This is a genomic window from Ensifer sp. GW101-20A05 (assembly GCF_059424735.1).
Window position 1 is genome coordinate 156,305 of record NZ_JBWKZT010000006.1, and the last position, 16,751, is coordinate 173,055.

The window sequence follows — 16,751 nt, forward strand, 5'->3', positions numbered from 1 at the left end:
AATAGCATCGCGCAATCGGCTCCGGAGTTTCCAAAGAAACGGGTACTTAGAGGCAAGATGGCCTGGTTAAGGCCGGATCAGCACGGTCACCATCATCATGACGATGGCGAAGACCGCGATCTTCCAGAAGTCGCGGCGGCGGCGCAGACCAGGGATGCCGAGCGGCCACAGAAGCTGGATCACCATTGCCAGGAGCAGGATTAGGGCGAGCGCCTTCTGCATATTGCCCTCGTCTTCCGGGAGGCTGCCTCAACCGGCAAAGCGTTCGCAACGCCGGCACTCTTCGTCGCACGGAGCACCGCTTCCCCCAAAGGCTAGCGATACGCTGCGCTTGGCAAAAAGGGCTAGTGTTTTCGCGGACGATTTGCAATGACCGGCAATCGCTTGTTTCCTTCAATCGTCTCCGGTCGAAGGAAACAGGCGGCAAATCAAGGCACTGTAATCAAAGCGCTGTAGAGAGAAACCGGCTGGCAATTCACCAGGCACCGCCCTAACTTGCTGACGGCAGAACGAATTTCGGATGGATGATGAGAAAGAACCTGCTCCCGGTCGCTGCCCTCCTGCTCGGCACCTTGTTTCTCTTTCTGGGCAATGGTCTTCAGGGACTGCTTCTTCCCGTTCGCGGTACTGCTGAGGGATACCCGACCACCATCCTCGGTCTGATCGGTACGTCCTGGGCGGCCGGCTTCGTCCTCGGGTGCTTCTTCGCCCCGAATGTCGTCAAGCGCATCGGCCATGTGCGCGCCTTCAGCGTCTTTGCTTCTCTCATCGCCATCGTCGCGCTGTTGACCGGCATCATGATCGATCCGACCTGGTGGCTGATCCTGCGCGCGCTCACCGGCTTTGCCACCGCCGGCACGTCGATGATCATCGAAAGCTGGCTGAACGAGCGCGCCACCAATGAGAGCCGCGGCGTCATCTTCTCGCTCTATATCGCCATCACGCTTTTCGGCGTCGTCGGCGGCCAGATGATGATCCCCTTTGGCGACACCTCGACCAGCATCTTCTTCATGATCTGCGGCATCCTCTATTGTGTCGCCATGCTGCCGACCTTGATGTCCAAGGCCGCCTCGCCGCAACCGCTGAAGAAGGTCAGCCTCGACCTGCGCGGCCTCTACCGGAACTCGCCGGTTTCGTTCCTCGGCATCCTGCTCGTCGGCATCGCCAATGGCGCCTTCGGCACGCTTGGCGCCGTCTTCGGGCGACAGGCCGGCCTTTCCGACAGTACCGTCGCGGCCATGATGAGCGTGGCGATCTTCGCGGGCGCGGTGATGCAGCTTCCGGCAGGCCGCCTCTCCGACCGCATCGACCGTCGCTATGTCCTGGCCGCCCTTGCCGGTGTCGGCGCCGTCGCCGGCCTGCTCATCTTCCTGATCGAGCCGAGCCAGGTCTGGATCGTGCTGACGCTGATCGCAATCTATGGCGCCGCCGCCAACGCGCTCTATCCGATCGCCGTTTCCCACGCCAACGACTTCGCAACCGCCGAAGACTTCGTGAAGGTCTCCGGTGGCCTGCTGCTGCTCTATGGCATCGGCACGATCATCGGCCCGACGATCGGCGGTCCGGTCATGACGGCAACCGGTCCGTACGGTTTGTTCATGATTACCGCCTGCGCCCACATTTTGATCACAGCCTATGCCATCATCCGCAGCCGGATGCGCGCGCCCGTGCCGGTCGCCGACCGCGACGCCTTCTCGCCGGTCAATGCCGGTGCGCCGACGACACCGGAAAGCCTGCAGCTTTCGCCGCGCGCTGCCCCGTTCGAGGAAGCGCATAGCGAACCGGACAACAACCAGAAATGGGAGGATCAGACGGATGAGCCTGTTTGACGACGACCGACCACAAAAGAAGCTGGTGCACGAAATCGGCAGCGATCTTTCACTGCTTTCAGTCGATGAACTCACCCAGCGTATCGCCCTGTTGACGGAGGAAATCGCCCGGCTCGAAGCCGAGCGGACGCGCAAATCCGCGAGCCGCTCAGCCGCCGAAGGCCTGTTTCGCTGAGACCTTGCGGGAGCGGCCGCAGCGCAGCAAAACGAGGCGCGTTTAACGGCAAATTAAGCATTATCTGCGATTGTCGGGGTATCCGGAGCTTTCCGGTTTCAGACAATTTCTCCGACTGGCGAATGGGTCTGATTTTTCTCCCTGTTTTACCTTGAGAGCCGCTTTTCGCGGCTCTTTTTTTGTTTTGGCATAGCTTTCGCTAAAGAACTGTGGAGATTAACCCTTTCTTAAGAATACCCTTGCGCGAAATGCGCTATCGGATCATTCTTCGAGCATAGAGACGGGCAAGGATTTATTTCCTATAACTGTCCACTACCTGACTGTCGTGATGCGTTTGAACCAGGGAAAACAGGTCATGTCCGAGAGAGGATTGAATACGGTCAGTTTCGCAGGACACGCAGCGTCCTCGGCACAATTCAAGACGCTCTATTCGGAAGGCATGGGTCTGGTCGAGGAAACGGCGACATACCTCGATGGTCCCGGCCGCGCCGCCTCGAAGGTTCTGCCGCGCATGGCGTCGGTGCTCTATGCAGCCGAGTCCATGCGGCTTACCACCCGCCTGATGCAGATGGCCTCGTGGCTGCTCCTGCAGCGCGCCGTCAACAACGGTGAGATGAGCCGTGACCAGGTGATGTCGGAAAAGAGCAAGGTGCGCCTCGACAGCTTCAACGTCGACAAGTCCGCTCCCGGCTGGGCCGAACTGCCGGAATCCTTCCGCGACCTCATCGAGCGCTCGCTGCGCCTGCAGAACCGCGTCGCCCTGCTCGACCGCGAAATCTACCGCCCGCACGAAGCCGCCGCCATCGTTCCGGACAACCAGAACGGCGTCAAGGCGCAGATCAAGCTGCTGCAGACGGCCTTCGGCACCAACTGATAGCTCTTCGCTTCAGCGTGCGGAAAACAGAACCCGGCCATCGCCGGGTTTTTTGTTTCTCGCGTCGCTGGTGTCACTATCGCGCGCGCCGCATCTTCGCCAGCAGAAGCAGCACCAGCACGCAACTAAGGAAACCAAGAGCCAGCGGCAGTCCCCGATGGCCAAGCCACTGCATGGCTAGTCCTGTCGCGGGCGACCCCACGATGCCGCCGAGACCCCACGCAACCGCGAACGCCGCATTGCCGGCGATCAGGGCCTGGCCGGTGAAACGCTCGCCGAGCTGGATCAGCGACATCGTGTAGATGCCGAACGAGACCCCGCCCCAGAGGAAGACGAGCGGCCAGACGAGCCAGGAGTTGAAGGCCCATGGCAGCAGCAGGCACCCGATCAGCGAGACCAGCACACAGAACAACATCGTCCGCATCGAGCCCATCTGCTCGGCCATGCGCCCGAGAAATACCTGAAGCAGCGCATTGCCGGCGATGAAACAGGTAATGAGAGAGGCGATCCGCTCCTCGGCACTTCCGAGCGTGGCGCCATAGGTGGCAAACATCGAAAGCAGGATCTGCTCGAAAGCGGCAGCGGTGAAAACCGCAAACAGAAGAAGAGGCGCCAGCGCCAGGAAAGCGCCGACGGAAGTTGCCTCGCCATCCTGCGGCATGTCAGGCAGGCGCGGCACGACTGCGAGCAAGATCATGCCGCAGAGAAGGAAGGCCACGATGCCGATCAGGAAGGGCGACCAGCCCTCCGTGCCGACGAGGCCGAGCGACAGCGGACCAATAGCGAAACCGCCCGAAACAATCGAAGAATAGAGGCCCATGATGCGGCCCCGGCGCGACGGAGGCGTGATCGTGATCAGCCAGGTTTCGCTGATCACGGAAAGCGGATTGGCAAAGAAGCCGAGCAGGAAACGCAGCGGCATCCAGGCCCAGAGCTCCTGGGTCCAGGCGATCGCGAACAGTGTTAACGCGGCAAACAACGAGCAAAGAATAGCAAGCCACGCCGCACCGAAGCGCCGAACCAGCGCCGGAATGAGGGGAGCGGAAACGATGAAACCCAGCGGCGTCATCGCCGCCGACAGGCCGATCAGTCCCGGTGTCGTTCCCTGCCGCTCCAGAATGAAGCTGAGCAGCGGATAGGTCAGCCCCTGGGCGACCGCGAACACCGTGACCGTTGCGATGGTGCCGGCGATCGCCGCCCAAAGGATTGGTTGTTCGCGCGGCAGGATCAGGTCGCGTGAATGACGACGTTCCGTCGCACGCAGAGACTCTTGGTCCGATATCATTTCGACACGCGCCTCATGCCTGCCAGAACCATTTGGCGATTTCGATCTCGACCTGTCGCCTTGCGAGGCCGATATCGTCGATCAAATGCGGGTCGCTACTTGAGAGCTGCTCGAGATCCCGGCGAAAGCGCGCCCTCCTGTCCCAGGTCGCGATAACGCCTCTGAGCGTTGCTAGGCCGGCGCGCAAACGCAGCGGCTTTTCTTCGTGCACGCGTGCCGCCTGGTGTCGGGATGCAGGAATGGGAATGTGGTTCATGGCAACCTCCATATCGGCCCGAAAGACCGACGAATTCTGCAGGACACGAACCGGAGCGTAATTAAGCGCGTCCAAAAAGTTCTCAAAAACGTCCAAACGAACTATAGATGCGCCCATGCAGGAAACGCGCTTCGCCTTTGGTCCCTTCGTACTTGATCCGGGTGCGGGAACGCTTCTCCGGGACGATGATCCTGTCGCGATCGGCTACCGCGGACTGAGGCTGCTTGCGGCGCTCGTCGCGCGGCCCGGCGAAATCCTGGGTAAAGCCGAACTGATGGATGCGGCGTGGCCGAAAACGGCCGTCGAGGAAGGCAATCTCACCGTCCAGATCGCGCAGCTCAGAAAGCTGCTTGGCCCCGCCGCCGACGGCGGCGAGTGGATCTCGACGATCCCACGCGTCGGCTATCGCTTCACAGGAAGCACGAGGACGCTCGGTGCGGCGCGGCGGCGCCTGTCCCTGCCGGACAAGCCGTCGGTCGCCGTGCTGCCCTTCGTCAACGTCAGCAACGATCCCGAGCAGGAGCCCTTCGCAGACGGGCTGACCGAGGACCTGATCACCGACCTGTCCAGGATCGCCGGCCTGTTCGTCATCGCCCGCAACTCATCCTTCGTCTACAAGGGCAAGGCGGTGGATGTACGCGCGATCGCGGAAGACCTTGGCGTGCGTTACCTGCTGGAAGGCAGCGCCAGGCGCGCAGCGGGACGCGTGCGCATCAATGCCCAACTGGTCGACGCACTGAGCGGCGACCATCTCTGGGCGGAGCGCTTCGATCGCAGCCTGGAAGACATCTTCGCCGTTCAGGACGAGGTTACGGCCAAGATCGTGGAAGCGTTGCTCGGACAATTGCGCCCTCCGCCGCTGCCACGCAACCGACCCGGCAACATCGAGGCCTACGATCTCTGCGTGCGCGCCCGCAGGTTGATGGATGATACGCCGCAGGCCGCCCAGGAAGCGCACCTGATGCTGACGCGTGCGGTTTCGCTCGACCCCGATTATGCCGAAGCCTACCGCTGGCTGGCGATGAACCACTGGATGGGACGGGTGCACTCCGGCGGACCGACGGAGGCCGCCCGCAGCCTTGCCCTGCAGCTCGCGCGCAAAGCCGTCACGATCGACCCAAACGATGCCGGCAGCCGCTGGATCCTGGCCTACCTGCTCGCATATGAGCGCAGCTTTACCGAGGCGGAGGCGGAATTCGCCAAGGCGATCGAACTCGACCCGAACGAGGCCGACACCTGGGCGGCGTTGTCCGACATCGACGTTCTCGCCGGGCGGGTCGAAGAGGGCCTCGCGCATATCCGCAAGGCGTTCCGGCTGAACCCGTTTCCGGCAAGCTGGTACTATCTGACGCTCGGCCAGGCGCAATATGCGGCCGGCGATTACGAGGCCGCTGTCGAGACGCTGCGCAGGGACGAGACCTATCGCACGAGCTCACGCCGGTTCCTGGCGGCAAGCCTCGCCCAGCTGTGCCGCCTCGACGAGGCGCATACGGAAGCGGACCTGTTTCTCGTCGCCAACCCCGGCTTCACGATCCGCCACTGGGCGGCGACCGAGCCGTTCCGTAACGACGCCATGCTTGCGCATTTCGTCGACGGCTTTCGCAAGGCCGGCCTTCCCGAGTGACGGGCGAGCCGGCGGCATCCTGATCGGCCAACAAAAAGCCCGGCGCGATGGCCGGGCTTTAAGAATGCCGAGAGGCGTTCGATTAGAGGCCGAGGCCTTCGAAGCGCTTCTTGAACTTGGAGACGCGACCGCCGCGGTCCATGAGCTGCTGGTTGCCGCCCGTCCAGGCCGGGTGCGACTTGGGGTCGATTTCCAGGTTCATGGTGGCGCCTTCAGAACCCCAGGTCGAGCGGGTTTCGTATTCGGTGCCGTCGGTCATGACTACTTTGATGACGTGGTAATCGGGATGGATGTCTGCCTTCATAACGATCTTCCTAGAGTTCCAGGGTCCAATTGTCGCAAGGCATTGCGACTTCGAGACCGAACACGTAAATGAAGCCGCGGACCGGCTGAAGGGCCACGGCTTCCCAATTCGATGCCGTGCCTATACATCAAGGTCTGCGGGATAACAAGTGCCGCGCGGAAGACTCATGGGCAAAGCCTTTCCTCCGTGGTTGGCGAAAGGGGTCAAGTGTCCGAACGAGAAATCCAGGCGCCAGCGCGTAAATCCATCCGCCCGCTGGCCACGCTCCTACCTTATCTCGCCCGCTACCGCCATCTGGTCGTCGGCGCAAGTATCTCGCTGATCCTCGCCGCGGTCACGACGCTGGCGCTGCCGCTCGCCATCAGGCGCATGGTCGACAACGGCTTCTCCAGTCCCGATTCCGGTTTCATCAACACCTACTTCTCGATGTTGATGATGCTCGCCATCGTGCTCGCTCTGGCAAGTGCGGCGCGCTACTACTTCGTCATCACACTCGGCGAGCGCATCGTCGCCGACCTCAGGCGCAACGTCTTCGATCGCGTCACCCGGCTTTCCGCCTCCTTCTTCGACGTCAACCAGTCCGGCGAGATCGTCTCGCGGCTGACGGCCGATACGACCCAGGTCAAGTCGGCGGTCGGCGCCACCGCCTCGGTGGCGCTGCGCAACCTGATCCTGTGTCTCGGCGCCATCGGCATGATGGTCTATACCAGCCCTAAGCTCTCGAGCCTGGTGCTGATCGCGATCCCGATCATCGTCTTCCCGCTTGTCGGCTTCGGCCGCTCCGTCCGCCGCCGATCGCGCGAGGCTCAGGACACACTCGCCAAGGCGTCCGCCTATGCCGGCGAGGCAATCGCCGCATCCCGCACCGTGCAGGCCTTCAATGGCGAGGCACTCGCCAACAACCATTTCGGATCCGCTGTAGAAGATGCCTATGGCGCTGCGCGCGCCGCGATCAAGGCGCGCTCGGTGCTCACTGCCTTCGCCATCACCATGGTTTTCGGCAGCGTCGTTGCGGTGTTGTGGTTCGGCGCGCATGATGTGCTGTCGGGCAATCTTTCCGCCGGCACCCTCAGCCAGTTCCTGCTCTACTCGGTCTTTGCCGCAGGCAGCCTCGGCTCGCTCTCCGAAGTCTGGGGCGAGCTCTCTCAGGCCGCCGGTGCCGCCGAACGGCTCAACGAACTGCTGACGGAGATCCCAGAGATCCAGGCGCCGGCAAACCCCGTCGCCATGCCCGCACCGGCCGCCGGCGCCATCGCCTTCGACGACGTTTATTTCGCCTATCCGGCGCGACCCGACTACAAGAGCCTGAACGGCCTCAGCTTTGCGATCAAGCCAGGCGAGACTGTCGCCATCGTCGGCCCTTCCGGCGCCGGCAAGAGCACGGTCTTCTCCCTGCTCCTCCGCTTCTACGATCCCGCCAAGGGTGCTGTAACCGTCGACGGGCTCGATGTCCGCACGGTCGATCCGAAGGAACTGCGCGACCGGCTGGCGATCGTGCCGCAGGATGTCACCATCTTCGCCTCCTCGGTTCATGACAACATCGCCTTCGGCGTGCCTGGCGCGACCCGTGAGGCGGTGCGCGCTGCGGCCGTCGCCGCCCAGGCAGACGAGTTCATCAACCGCCTCGACAACGGCTACGACACGCTCGTCGGCGAACGCGGCATCACGCTATCCGGCGGCCAGCGGCAACGCATCGCCATTGCCCGCGCGATCCTCAGGAACGCATCGATCCTGCTCCTCGACGAGGCCACCTCGGCGCTCGATGCCGAAAGCGAGACGCTGGTGCAGAAAGCCCTCGATGGCCTGTTGCGCGAGCGCACGACGATCATCATCGCCCACCGGCTCGCAACGGTTCTGAAGGCGGACCGCATCCTGGTTATGGATCATGGCCGGATCGTCGAGGAGGGAACGCACGTCTCCCTCATCCGCCAGGGTGGCCTCTACGCCAAGCTTGCGCGGCTGCAGTTCGACCACGGCGCCGAGGCCCTGTTCGTCGCCACGAAAAACTGAGGCGTTGCGACGACGACCCTCCCGATTTCACACCTGGCAGTTGCCGGCTGAGAAGCGAGCCCTATTGTTATGGGGCCGGCCTGCCAAAGGCCGTTCTCTGCGGTTCGCAGACATGATCGGGAGGAAATTCGCATGGCATTTTCGCAACTGACCCGGCGCGCAACGCTGATGCTGGGCCTGATGGCGCTATCGGCGCTGCCCTTTAGCACCCCGGCCCTCGCCCAGGGCTTCCCAGACCGACCGATAACACTGGTCGTTCCCTTCGCCGCCGGCGGGTCGACCGACGTGGTCGCCCGCATCGTCGCGCAGAAAATGTCTGAAGACCTCGGCGAGCAGGTGATCGTCCAGAACGTCGCCGGCGCCGGCGGCAATCTCGGCGCGGCCAATGTCGCGCGCGCCGATGCGGACGGCTACACGATCCTGATGGGAACCGTCGCCACCCACGCGCTCAACCCACTGATCCTCAAGACCAAGCCCTATGATCCGGAGAAGGACTTCGCTCCGATCTCGCTGCTGGTCATCGTGCCCAACGTGCTCGTCGTCAATCCGGAGCTCCCAGCCAAGAACGTCGAGGAACTGCTGGCGCTCTTGAAGGCCAAGCCCGACGAATACAGCTATGCCTCCTCCGGCAACGGCACGCCGCTGCACCTCTCCGGCGAGCTTTTCAAGAAAATGGCCGGCGTCAGCATGCAGCATATCCCCTACAAGGGCGCCGGTCCGGCGCTGAACGACGTCATCGGCAACCAGGTGCCGATCATGTTCGACAACCTGCCCTCGTCCTCCGGGCACATCAAGGCAGGCACGCTGAGGGCACTTGCCGTCACCACGGCGGAACGCGCGCCCTCCTTCCCCGATGTTCCGACGGTCGCTGAATCCGGCATCCCAGGCTATGAGACCTATACCTGGAACGCGCTCTTCGCCCCGGCGAACACGCCGCAGCCTGTGGTCGCCCGCCTCAACGAGGCAGCAAACAAGGCCCTGAAGGATCCCGCCGTCATCGAGCGCATGAAGGAATTCAGCGCCAAGATCGTCGGCTCGACGCCGGAAGAGCTCAGTGCGCATGTGACGGCAGAACTGGCGAAGTGGACGCCGGTCGTCCGCGACGCCAACGTGCAGATGGATTGATCGTCAGCCGACTTGTCCAGACATTCGAAGCATTTGCCAAGTTTAGCTGCACGCTCGGCCGTCCCCTCTCCCCGCGTGCGGGGAGAGGGCTAGGGTGAGGGGCAGCCCAAAAGCGAGCGGCGGGAAGCGATCACACCCCAGCAGCACCCCGCCCCGCCACGCGGCCGGAAAAGATGCAACCGCCGAGGAAGGTGCCTTCGAGCGCATTGTAGCCATGCATGCCGCCGCCGCCGAAACCGGCGACTTCGCCGGCGGCATAGAGGCCCGGCACCGGCTCACCCGATTGTTCGAGCACCTGGCCCGAGAGGTTGGTCTGCAGGCCGCCCAGCGTCTTGCGGGTCAGGATATGCAGGCGAACGGCAATCAGCGGCCCGGCTTTCGGATCGAGCAGCCGGTGCGGCTTGGCAGTACGCAGCAGCCGATCGCCGCGATAGGCGCGGGCGCCGCGGATCGCGGTGACCTGCGCATCCTTGGAGAACGGGTTGGTGATCTCGCGATCGCGCGCCTCGATCTGTCGGCGTAGATGGTCGAGCGACAGCCGGTTCTCGCCCGTCAGTGCATTCATCGCCGGCACAAGGTCCTCGAGCCGGTCCCGGACGATGAAATCCTCACCCTTGTCCATGAAGGCCTGGACCGGCGCTGGCGGGTTCTTGCCGAGCCGCTTCAGGAGCAGAGAGATGCTCTTGCCGGTCAGATCCGGGTTCTGTTCCGAACCGGAAAGCGCAAACTCCTTCTTGATGATCGCCCGCGTCAGGATGAACCAGCTGTAGTCGTGACCACTGTCGCGGATCGCCTGCAATGTGCCGAGCGTATCGAAGCCCGGCATCGCTGGCGCGGAAAAACGGTTGCCGTCGGCGTCGCACCAGAAGGATGATGGGCCGGGCAGGATGCGGATGCCATGATCCGGCCAGATCGGGTCGAAGTTCCTGAGCCCCTCGGTGTAGTGCCACATGCGGTCTGAGTTGATGACCGAGCCGCGCGCCCGGCTGCTGATCTCCAGCATGCGTCCGTCGACGTGATGCGGCACGCCCGAGACCATGGTTGCCGGCGGTTGGCCAAGGCGCTTGCGCGGCCAATTGCGGCGAACGAGATCATGGTTGCCGCCGATACCGCCCGAGGTGACGACGATCGCACCCGCCGATATCTCGAAATCGCCGGAGACGTCGCGTGAACTGCGCTCGCCCCGCCCGACCGGATCCTCCTTCAGCAAGGCACCGCGGGCGCCCGTCACCGTTCCATCCGTGATGATGAGCTCATCGACCCGATGGCGGAATCGGAAGCGCACCAGACCGCGGCTTTCCGCCTCCCGCGTCAGCCGCACGAACGGATCGAGTACCGCTGGCCCCGTGCCCCAGGTGACGTGGAAGCGCGGCACCGAATTGCCGTGGCCATGGGCAAGGCCGCCGCCGCGCTCGGCCCAGCCGACGACCGGAAACCAGCGCATGCCGAGGGAATGCAGCCAGCGGCGCTTTTCGCCCGCGGCAAAGTCGAGATAGGCTTCCGCCCAAAGCCGCGGCCAGTGGTCCTCCGGACGGTCGAACTGCGAAGACCCCAGCCAGTCCTGCCAGGCAAGCTCACGCGTGTCACGAATGCCCATGCGCCGCTGCTCGGGGCTATCGACGAAGAACAGACCGCCCAGCGACCAGAAAGCCTGACCGCCAAGGTTTTGTTCGCCTTCCTGATCGAGAACGATGACCTTGCGGCCAAGGGCGGCCGCTTGCGAGGCGGCAACCAGGCCGGCAAGGCCCGCACCGATGACCAATACATCGCAATCCACGAAATGCCCTCCCCTGCACCCCATACAGCGCCGCCATACGAATGGCTGCAGCAACTGTTACGCGTACGTCAAGGTCAATTCAAGGGTCGGGCGTTGGCCGCGGTATGTTTCGCGGCCGCGGCCTATTTTTCGGTCAGCTTGAGTTCGATGCGGCGGTTCTGGGCCCGGGCCTCCGGGGTCTCGCCCGGCGCAATCGGCTGATACTCACCGAAGCCGGCCGCGACCAGGCGATCGGCAGGCACCCCCTTCGAGATCAGAAATTTGACCACCGAGGTGGCACGCGCCGAGGAAAGTTCCCAGTTGTCCGCATAGCGGCCTGTTCCGGAAAGCTGGACATTATCGGTATGGCCGTCGACGCGCAGCACCCAGTTGATCTCCGCCGGAATCTCCTTGGCGAGATCAAGCAGCGCCGAGGCGAGCTTGCCCATCTCCGCCTGCCCCTCGGGATTGAGTTCGCTGCCGCCGGATGGGAACAGCACTTCCGACTGGAACACGAAGCGGTCGCCGACGATGCGGATGTTTTCGCGGTCGGAGAGGATTTCCCTCAAGCGTCCGAAGAAATCGGAGCGGTAGCGGTTGAGCTCCTGCACGCGCTGGGCAAGCGCCACGTTCAGGCGGCGGCCGAGGTCGGCGATCTTCGTCTGCGACGCCTGGTCCTTCGCCTCCGATGCCTGAAGCGCGACCTCGATGGCGGCGATCTGGTTGCGCAGCGCGGCGATCTGCTGGTTCAGGAGCTCGATCTGGCTCATCGCCCGGGCGCTGATCTCACGCTCGTTCTCAAGCTCCGAGCCGAGGCGCCCGATCTTCTGGTTGGCGACATCGGTACTGCCGGCGCCCTGATCGAGCAGCGCCTGCAGCCGCGAGCGCTCGCCTTCAGACTGGGACAGGGAAGCCTGGAGATTGGCGAGCGAATCCTCGAGATCCTGCTTGCCGCTCTTTTCGAGCGCCAGGAGCTGCGTGAGCTCGTTGATCTGGCTGTTCAGCCGGGTCAGCACTTCGTCCTTGCCGCTGATTTCGCGGCTCAGCAGAAACTGCCCGAGAACGAAGACGGTGAGCAGGAACATGATCGAAAGCAGGAGCGTCGACAGCGCGTCGACGAAGCCCGGCCAATAATCGATCGTGCGCTGCGTGCGGCCTTTGCGGGCGAGCGCCATGGATTACTCTCCTCCGGTCTCGTCCAACTGTCCGAGCTTGGCCGGCAATGACGACCTCTCGCTTGTCACGGCGATCCGCTCGCCTCCGATGCGCGACGACAATTTGTCGAGCGTCCTGCGCATCGCCTTGGCCTCTTCCTGCTGGGCTTCGATCCAGTCCCGGAGCATCTGCTGCTCGCCGCGCATATTTTTCACCAGGCCCTGGATACCCTCGGCAAGGCTTGCCATGGCGGCGGTCGTGCGCTGGCTCGAACCGCCCTCCTGGTTGAGGCGGACCAGCTGATCCGTAAGCTTTTTCAACTCCTCGACCGGCGCACCCGACGGCGCATCGAGCGCAGAAGTCAGCTCGGAGCCGACATCGGTCACGGAAGAAAGCCAGTTTTCAAGCTCGGTATAGAAACGGTTCTGGGCGCGGCCGGCCTGCAGATCGAGGAAGCCGAGGATCAGCGAACCGGAAAGACCGAACAGCGATGTCGAGAACGCCGTACCCATGCCGGTCAGCGGCGCCGACAGGCCGCTCTTCAAGGCCGCCAGAATGTCTTCGGTGGTTCCCGAACCGGCATCCAGCGATTGGATGACCGTGTTGATCGAGCCGATGGTGCCCAAAAGACCCCAGAAGGTGCCGAGCAGACCGAGAAACACGAGAAGGCCGGTCAGATAGCGCGAGATGTCGCGGGATTCATCGAGGCGGGTCGCAATCGAATCCAGAATGGAGCGCAGCGCCGTCGTCGAGATCGCCGTCTGACGGGCACCGATCAGTGCCCGCATCGGCGCCAGCAGCACCGGATCGCGGCCCACCTTGTCGGCACTGCCGGCGGCGCGAAAGGAGTTGAACCAGCGCACTTCGGGACGCAAGCCCAGCACATGGGTGAATACGAGCAGGATGCCGATCAGCAGCACCCCAAGGATCAAGCCGTTGAGGCCGGGGTTGGCCAGAAAGGCGTTGTGTGCCTGCCGAAAGAGGATTGCGCCCACGAAACCGACGATGATCAGGAAGACCACCATGGTCCAGAAATAGTGCATGGGGCTCGAAAGCTTGTGCGGATTATAGCCTTCTTCCATGCCTTCCCGACCGTTCCATCCGGACAGATGCAGTTTCGTCATGGGTGTAAGTATCTCCCGGTTTTTACTTGTCGGAACGGCGCGGCGCCGGCCCGGAGACTACTGCATAATTCCCGAAACCGAAATCGATTCAAGGACGAAATTCAGCCGTTCCCAAAGTGGGGCGACGGCCGCGACGCGCGTAGATAGGCACAGGCATGTGGCACTGTCGTGTTGCCCCATTCCGGATCAAGCGGAAAAACAAAGCCTCCGGCGGGTGAGCGCCGGAGGCCGAGCATAGGAATAGGGTCGCTGATTACTTCGTCGGCACCGGGCGGTGCACGACGTCGTTCAGCGCCTTGACGATATATTCGTTGCCGCAGACGACCGAACCGTCGTCGACCGGCTTGGCGCCGCCGTTGATATCGTGCGCCCAGCCGCCGGCTTCCCGGATGAGAAGCACGCCAGCCGCGATGTCCCAGGCGGCGAGGTCGCGTTCCCAGTAACCGTCGTAGCGGCCGGCGGCCACATAGGCGAGGTCAAGCGAGGCGGCACCCATGCGGCGGATACCGGCCACTTCGCCCATCACGTGGCGCAGTTCGATCAGGTACTTGCCGTGGTTGCCGCGGCCGAGATGCGGCGTGCCGGTGGCGATCACGGCATCGGAAAGATGCTTGCGCGAGGCGACACGCAGGCGACGGTCGTTGAGGAAGGCGCCACCGCCACGCTCGGCGGTGTAGAGTTCATCGGTCGCCGGGTTGAAGATGACGGCGCCGACGATCTCGCCCTGGCGCTCGAGTGCGATCGAAACGGCGAAGTGCGGGATACCGTGCAGGAAATTGGTGGTGCCATCGAGCGGGTCGACAATCCAGCGATGCGCGCCGTCGGTGCCGACGATCTCTTCACCTTCCTCGCCAAGGAAGCCGTAGGTCGGACGGGCCTTGAGGAGTTCCTCGCGGATGAGCTTTTCGGCCTTGCGGTCGGCCTGCGAAACATAGTCGCCCGGTCCCTTGAGCGAGACCTGCAGGTTCTGGACTTCGCCGAAATCGCGGGCCAACGACTTGCCGGCCTTGAAGGCGGCCTGAACCATGACATTGAGAAGTGCTGAACGGGCCATCTGGCGATCCCTTGATAACGAAGGCCGATCGAAAACAATCGATCGGACGTTGAACCTGCTTGACGGAACGCGGCCGCATTGCCGGCCCTACTTGCAAATTCCCTTGATCGGAACCGATCCAAGGACGCAGGGCAAGCCGCAGATTGAGCTCCGTCGTCAAAAAACCGAGTGAATTCTCACTCCGCTCGCCGTCGCCGCCAACTGTCGCGGCACCACGAGCAAAACCGCGGCCTCAGAACCACAAATGGCCCGCAAGTTCAAGCGAAATAGCATTTCCGCCGAACGACCGCCAAAGATTCGACCGCGAGCGGCGCCGTTCAGCTCCGGCGATATTTGTTGGCGGCACTGAGTGCCTGCTTCTGCTGCTCTTCGTTGAGACCGAGATAGAAGTCTTCGAGCGCGTCGTCTTTCAGACCGGCGCGACGCGAAAGCACATACCATTTCGCCGCCTCGACCGGATTGGGCCGGGTGCCGATGGCGTTGACGTAGAGATGCGAAAGCCGGTTCTGTGCAACCACGTTGCCGCCCTCGGCCGCCCGCCGCATCCAGCCGAAACCCTCTTCGAGATTACGCTCGCCGGCAATGCCCTCGATCATCCAGATCGCGATGTCGAGTTGAGCGGTGTCGTACCCCGCCCGCGCCGCGCGGATCAGCCATTCGCGCGCCCGCGTCCGCTTGCTTTCCTCGATGCCATCGACATTGACCAGGATCTGCGACAGCGCATATTGCGCATCCGCGATGCCCTGTTCGGCCGACTTTTCGTAATAGGGCATCGCCAGTTTCAAACCCTTGGGTCCGGGATTGTCGGCGACGAGCGTCTGGCCGTAGTTGAATTGCGCCGAGCCATTGCCGAGATCGGCCGCCTTCTTCATCAGCTCTTCGGATTTCTTCCGGTCGCGCTTGACGTAACGGCCCTCCATCAGGATCAGCGCGTATTTGAACATCGCGGCCGGATCGCCTTTTTCCGCGGCCTGACCGTACCAGAAGGCAGCCTGCTGGGGATTGCGCACGACGCCCAGTCCCTGCTGCAGGATCTCGGCGATCAGGGTCTGCGCCGCCGGGTCGCCAAGCTGCGCGCGCGGCAGCGCCAGATCCATCGCGGTCAGGTAGTAGCCGCGCTGGAACGCGCCATAGGCATCGTCGACCTTGCCGGTAAAGGGCTTTTCCGCTGGCAGTGCCGGCAATTCGGCACCCATGCGATCGAAAACAGTGACGCCGGACGATGGGACAGAGCCGTCGGCCGGCTTCTTATTGGGTCCGACAGCGGACTTGTCGTCTTTCTGGTCGGTCGGCGTCGCGCCCTCCGGCATCGCCGCCCCGTTGAAGGGCGTGATGCGGCCGCGCTTTTCGACGCCGGCGTCCTCGCCACTCTTCTGCTCCTGCGCATGCGCAGGCATAGCCAGGGCGACGGCCATGGCAACAAGGGAAAAACCTCGACTCAATCTGGAAGGCAGACGGCTCAACATCGAAACGTCTTAATCTTCAAACCGTGGCGCTTTTTCGTCAAGAAGTGCGTTGACCGCAGCAACGACGGAAGGCGCCTGGCCGGGTTCGCCGAAGACGGCAAGACGAAGCGCCACGAACTCAGCACCGGTCTCCGCCACCGCAAGTGCCGATTGCGGGTCCGTGCCGCCCATGACGATGCATGGAATCTCGATCATCGACGCCCACCATTCGGCCAGCGCCAGGTTCTTCGGATGCGCCTCCGGCTTGATGTCGCCATCCGTCTTGCCGAAGAACACGTAGTCCGGGCGCACTTCGCCGATTTCCAGCGCGTGGTGACGGTCGGCCGCATTGCCCCCGCCGACGATCAGCTTCGGCGTGTGCTTCTCGACCGCCTCACCCAGCACTTCCGCATTGCCGGCAACGTGCAGGCCGTCGGCCTTGGCACGTCCGGCCACGCGGGAGTCACCCTCGATGAGCGCGGCGGCGCCGGCCTCCTGGATCACCGGCACCAGACGCTCGGCGTGCTTCTGGAACTCGGAGTCATCAAGTGCGTATTGCGGCACGATCACCGAGGCGACGTCGCCGCCCTTCAGGGCATCGGCGAGCACGTTTGCGCGTTCCGCCGCATCGGGCATGTCGGGCGCGATCAGCACCAGGCGGCAACGTTCTGTTGTCATATCAAGACATCCATTTCCGGCTGCATCCGCCAGGATGGCGAAACCAGCGCTCGATTT

16 protein-coding genes are annotated in these 16,751 nt (G+C 63.2%); 6 read left to right on the forward strand and 10 right to left on the reverse strand.

Features of this window, described 5'->3' with window-relative positions; genetic code table 11:
• Nucleotides 1-66: 66 nt before the first annotated feature.
• On the reverse strand, nt 67-222 hold the full coding sequence (locus tag AC070A_RS17240; protein ID WP_093233901.1) for a hypothetical protein: 156 nt from the start codon (nt 220-222) through the stop codon (nt 67-69).
• 305 nt (nt 223-527) lie between these two features.
• On the opposite strand from AC070A_RS17240, the gene AC070A_RS17245 reads away from it, so the two are divergent.
• From AC070A_RS17245 to rcdA, 3 genes are all read left to right on the forward strand, one after another.
• On the forward strand, nt 528-1,829 hold the full coding sequence (locus AC070A_RS17245) for an MFS transporter (protein WP_093233947.1): 1,302 nt from the start codon (nt 528-530) through the stop codon (nt 1,827-1,829).
• The gene (locus AC070A_RS17250; protein ID WP_057254664.1) at nt 1,816-2,004 is read left to right on the forward strand and encodes a DUF1192 domain-containing protein; all 189 of its coding nucleotides are present in this window, start codon (nt 1,816-1,818) and stop codon (nt 2,002-2,004) included. Before AC070A_RS17245 ends, AC070A_RS17250 begins: the two co-directional genes overlap by 14 nt.
• A 355-nt stretch (nt 2,005-2,359) precedes the next feature.
• A complete protein-coding gene (rcdA, locus tag AC070A_RS17255; RefSeq protein ID WP_043610604.1) occupies nt 2,360-2,878 on the forward strand; it encodes a protease adaptor protein RcdA in 519 nt (172 codons plus the stop codon).
• Nucleotides 2,879-2,954: 76 nt separating this feature from the next.
• Here rcdA and AC070A_RS17260 read toward each other — a convergent pair whose 3' ends face one another.
• Nucleotides 2,955-4,163, reverse strand: coding sequence for an MFS transporter (locus tag AC070A_RS17260; RefSeq protein ID WP_113737110.1), 1,209 nt, complete (start codon nt 4,161-4,163; stop codon nt 2,955-2,957).
• A gap of 13 nt (nt 4,164-4,176) precedes the next feature.
• Nucleotides 4,177-4,419: a DUF1127 domain-containing protein gene (locus AC070A_RS17265; protein ID WP_255571292.1), complete on the reverse strand. Its 243-nt coding sequence runs from the start codon at nt 4,417-4,419 to the stop codon at nt 4,177-4,179.
• A gap of 115 nt (nt 4,420-4,534) precedes the next feature.
• Here AC070A_RS17265 and AC070A_RS17270 point away from each other — a divergent pair, with 115 nt between their 5' ends.
• On the forward strand, nt 4,535-6,043 hold the full coding sequence (locus AC070A_RS17270) for a winged helix-turn-helix domain-containing tetratricopeptide repeat protein (protein ID WP_113737109.1): 1,509 nt from the start codon (nt 4,535-4,537) through the stop codon (nt 6,041-6,043).
• Nucleotides 6,044-6,125: 82 nt separating this feature from the next.
• Here the strand turns inward: AC070A_RS17270 and rpmE are convergent, their stop codons facing one another.
• On the reverse strand, nt 6,126-6,347 hold the full coding sequence (rpmE, locus tag AC070A_RS17275) for a 50S ribosomal protein L31 (RefSeq protein WP_034806140.1): 222 nt from the start codon (nt 6,345-6,347) through the stop codon (nt 6,126-6,128).
• Nucleotides 6,348-6,554: 207 nt separating this feature from the next.
• On the opposite strand from rpmE, the gene AC070A_RS17280 reads away from it, so the two are divergent.
• On the forward strand, nt 6,555-8,357 hold the full coding sequence (locus AC070A_RS17280) for an ABC transporter transmembrane domain-containing protein (RefSeq protein WP_113737108.1): 1,803 nt from the start codon (nt 6,555-6,557) through the stop codon (nt 8,355-8,357).
• Nucleotides 8,358-8,489: 132 nt separating this feature from the next.
• Complete coding sequence (locus AC070A_RS17285) at nt 8,490-9,482, forward strand: Bug family tripartite tricarboxylate transporter substrate binding protein (protein WP_093233897.1); 993 nt, start codon at nt 8,490-8,492, stop codon at nt 9,480-9,482.
• 130 nt (nt 9,483-9,612) lie between these two features.
• Here the strand turns inward: AC070A_RS17285 and AC070A_RS17290 are convergent, their stop codons facing one another.
• The 6 genes from AC070A_RS17290 to AC070A_RS17315 form a co-directional block, all read right to left on the reverse strand.
• A complete protein-coding gene (locus AC070A_RS17290) occupies nt 9,613-11,259 on the reverse strand; it encodes an FAD-binding dehydrogenase (RefSeq protein ID WP_113737107.1) in 1,647 nt (548 codons plus the stop codon).
• Between the two features lie 122 nt (nt 11,260-11,381).
• Nucleotides 11,382-12,413 (reverse strand): peptidoglycan -binding protein, encoded by a 1,032-nt coding sequence (locus tag AC070A_RS17295; protein ID WP_058321021.1) that lies wholly within the window; start codon nt 12,411-12,413, stop codon nt 11,382-11,384.
• Between the two features lie 3 nt (nt 12,414-12,416).
• Nucleotides 12,417-13,517, reverse strand: coding sequence for a hypothetical protein (locus AC070A_RS17300; RefSeq protein ID WP_057254657.1), 1,101 nt, complete (start codon nt 13,515-13,517; stop codon nt 12,417-12,419).
• A gap of 253 nt (nt 13,518-13,770) precedes the next feature.
• Complete coding sequence (locus AC070A_RS17305; RefSeq protein ID WP_057254656.1) at nt 13,771-14,571, reverse strand: inositol monophosphatase family protein; 801 nt, start codon at nt 14,569-14,571, stop codon at nt 13,771-13,773.
• A 317-nt stretch (nt 14,572-14,888) separates the two neighbouring features.
• On the reverse strand, nt 14,889-15,968 hold the full coding sequence (locus tag AC070A_RS17310; RefSeq protein WP_245296007.1) for a tetratricopeptide repeat protein: 1,080 nt from the start codon (nt 15,966-15,968) through the stop codon (nt 14,889-14,891).
• 78 nt (nt 15,969-16,046) lie between these two features.
• The gene (locus tag AC070A_RS17315) at nt 16,047-16,694 is read right to left on the reverse strand and encodes a thiamine phosphate synthase (RefSeq protein ID WP_057254654.1); all 648 of its coding nucleotides are present in this window, start codon (nt 16,692-16,694) and stop codon (nt 16,047-16,049) included.
• Nucleotides 16,695-16,751 lie beyond the last annotated feature (57 nt).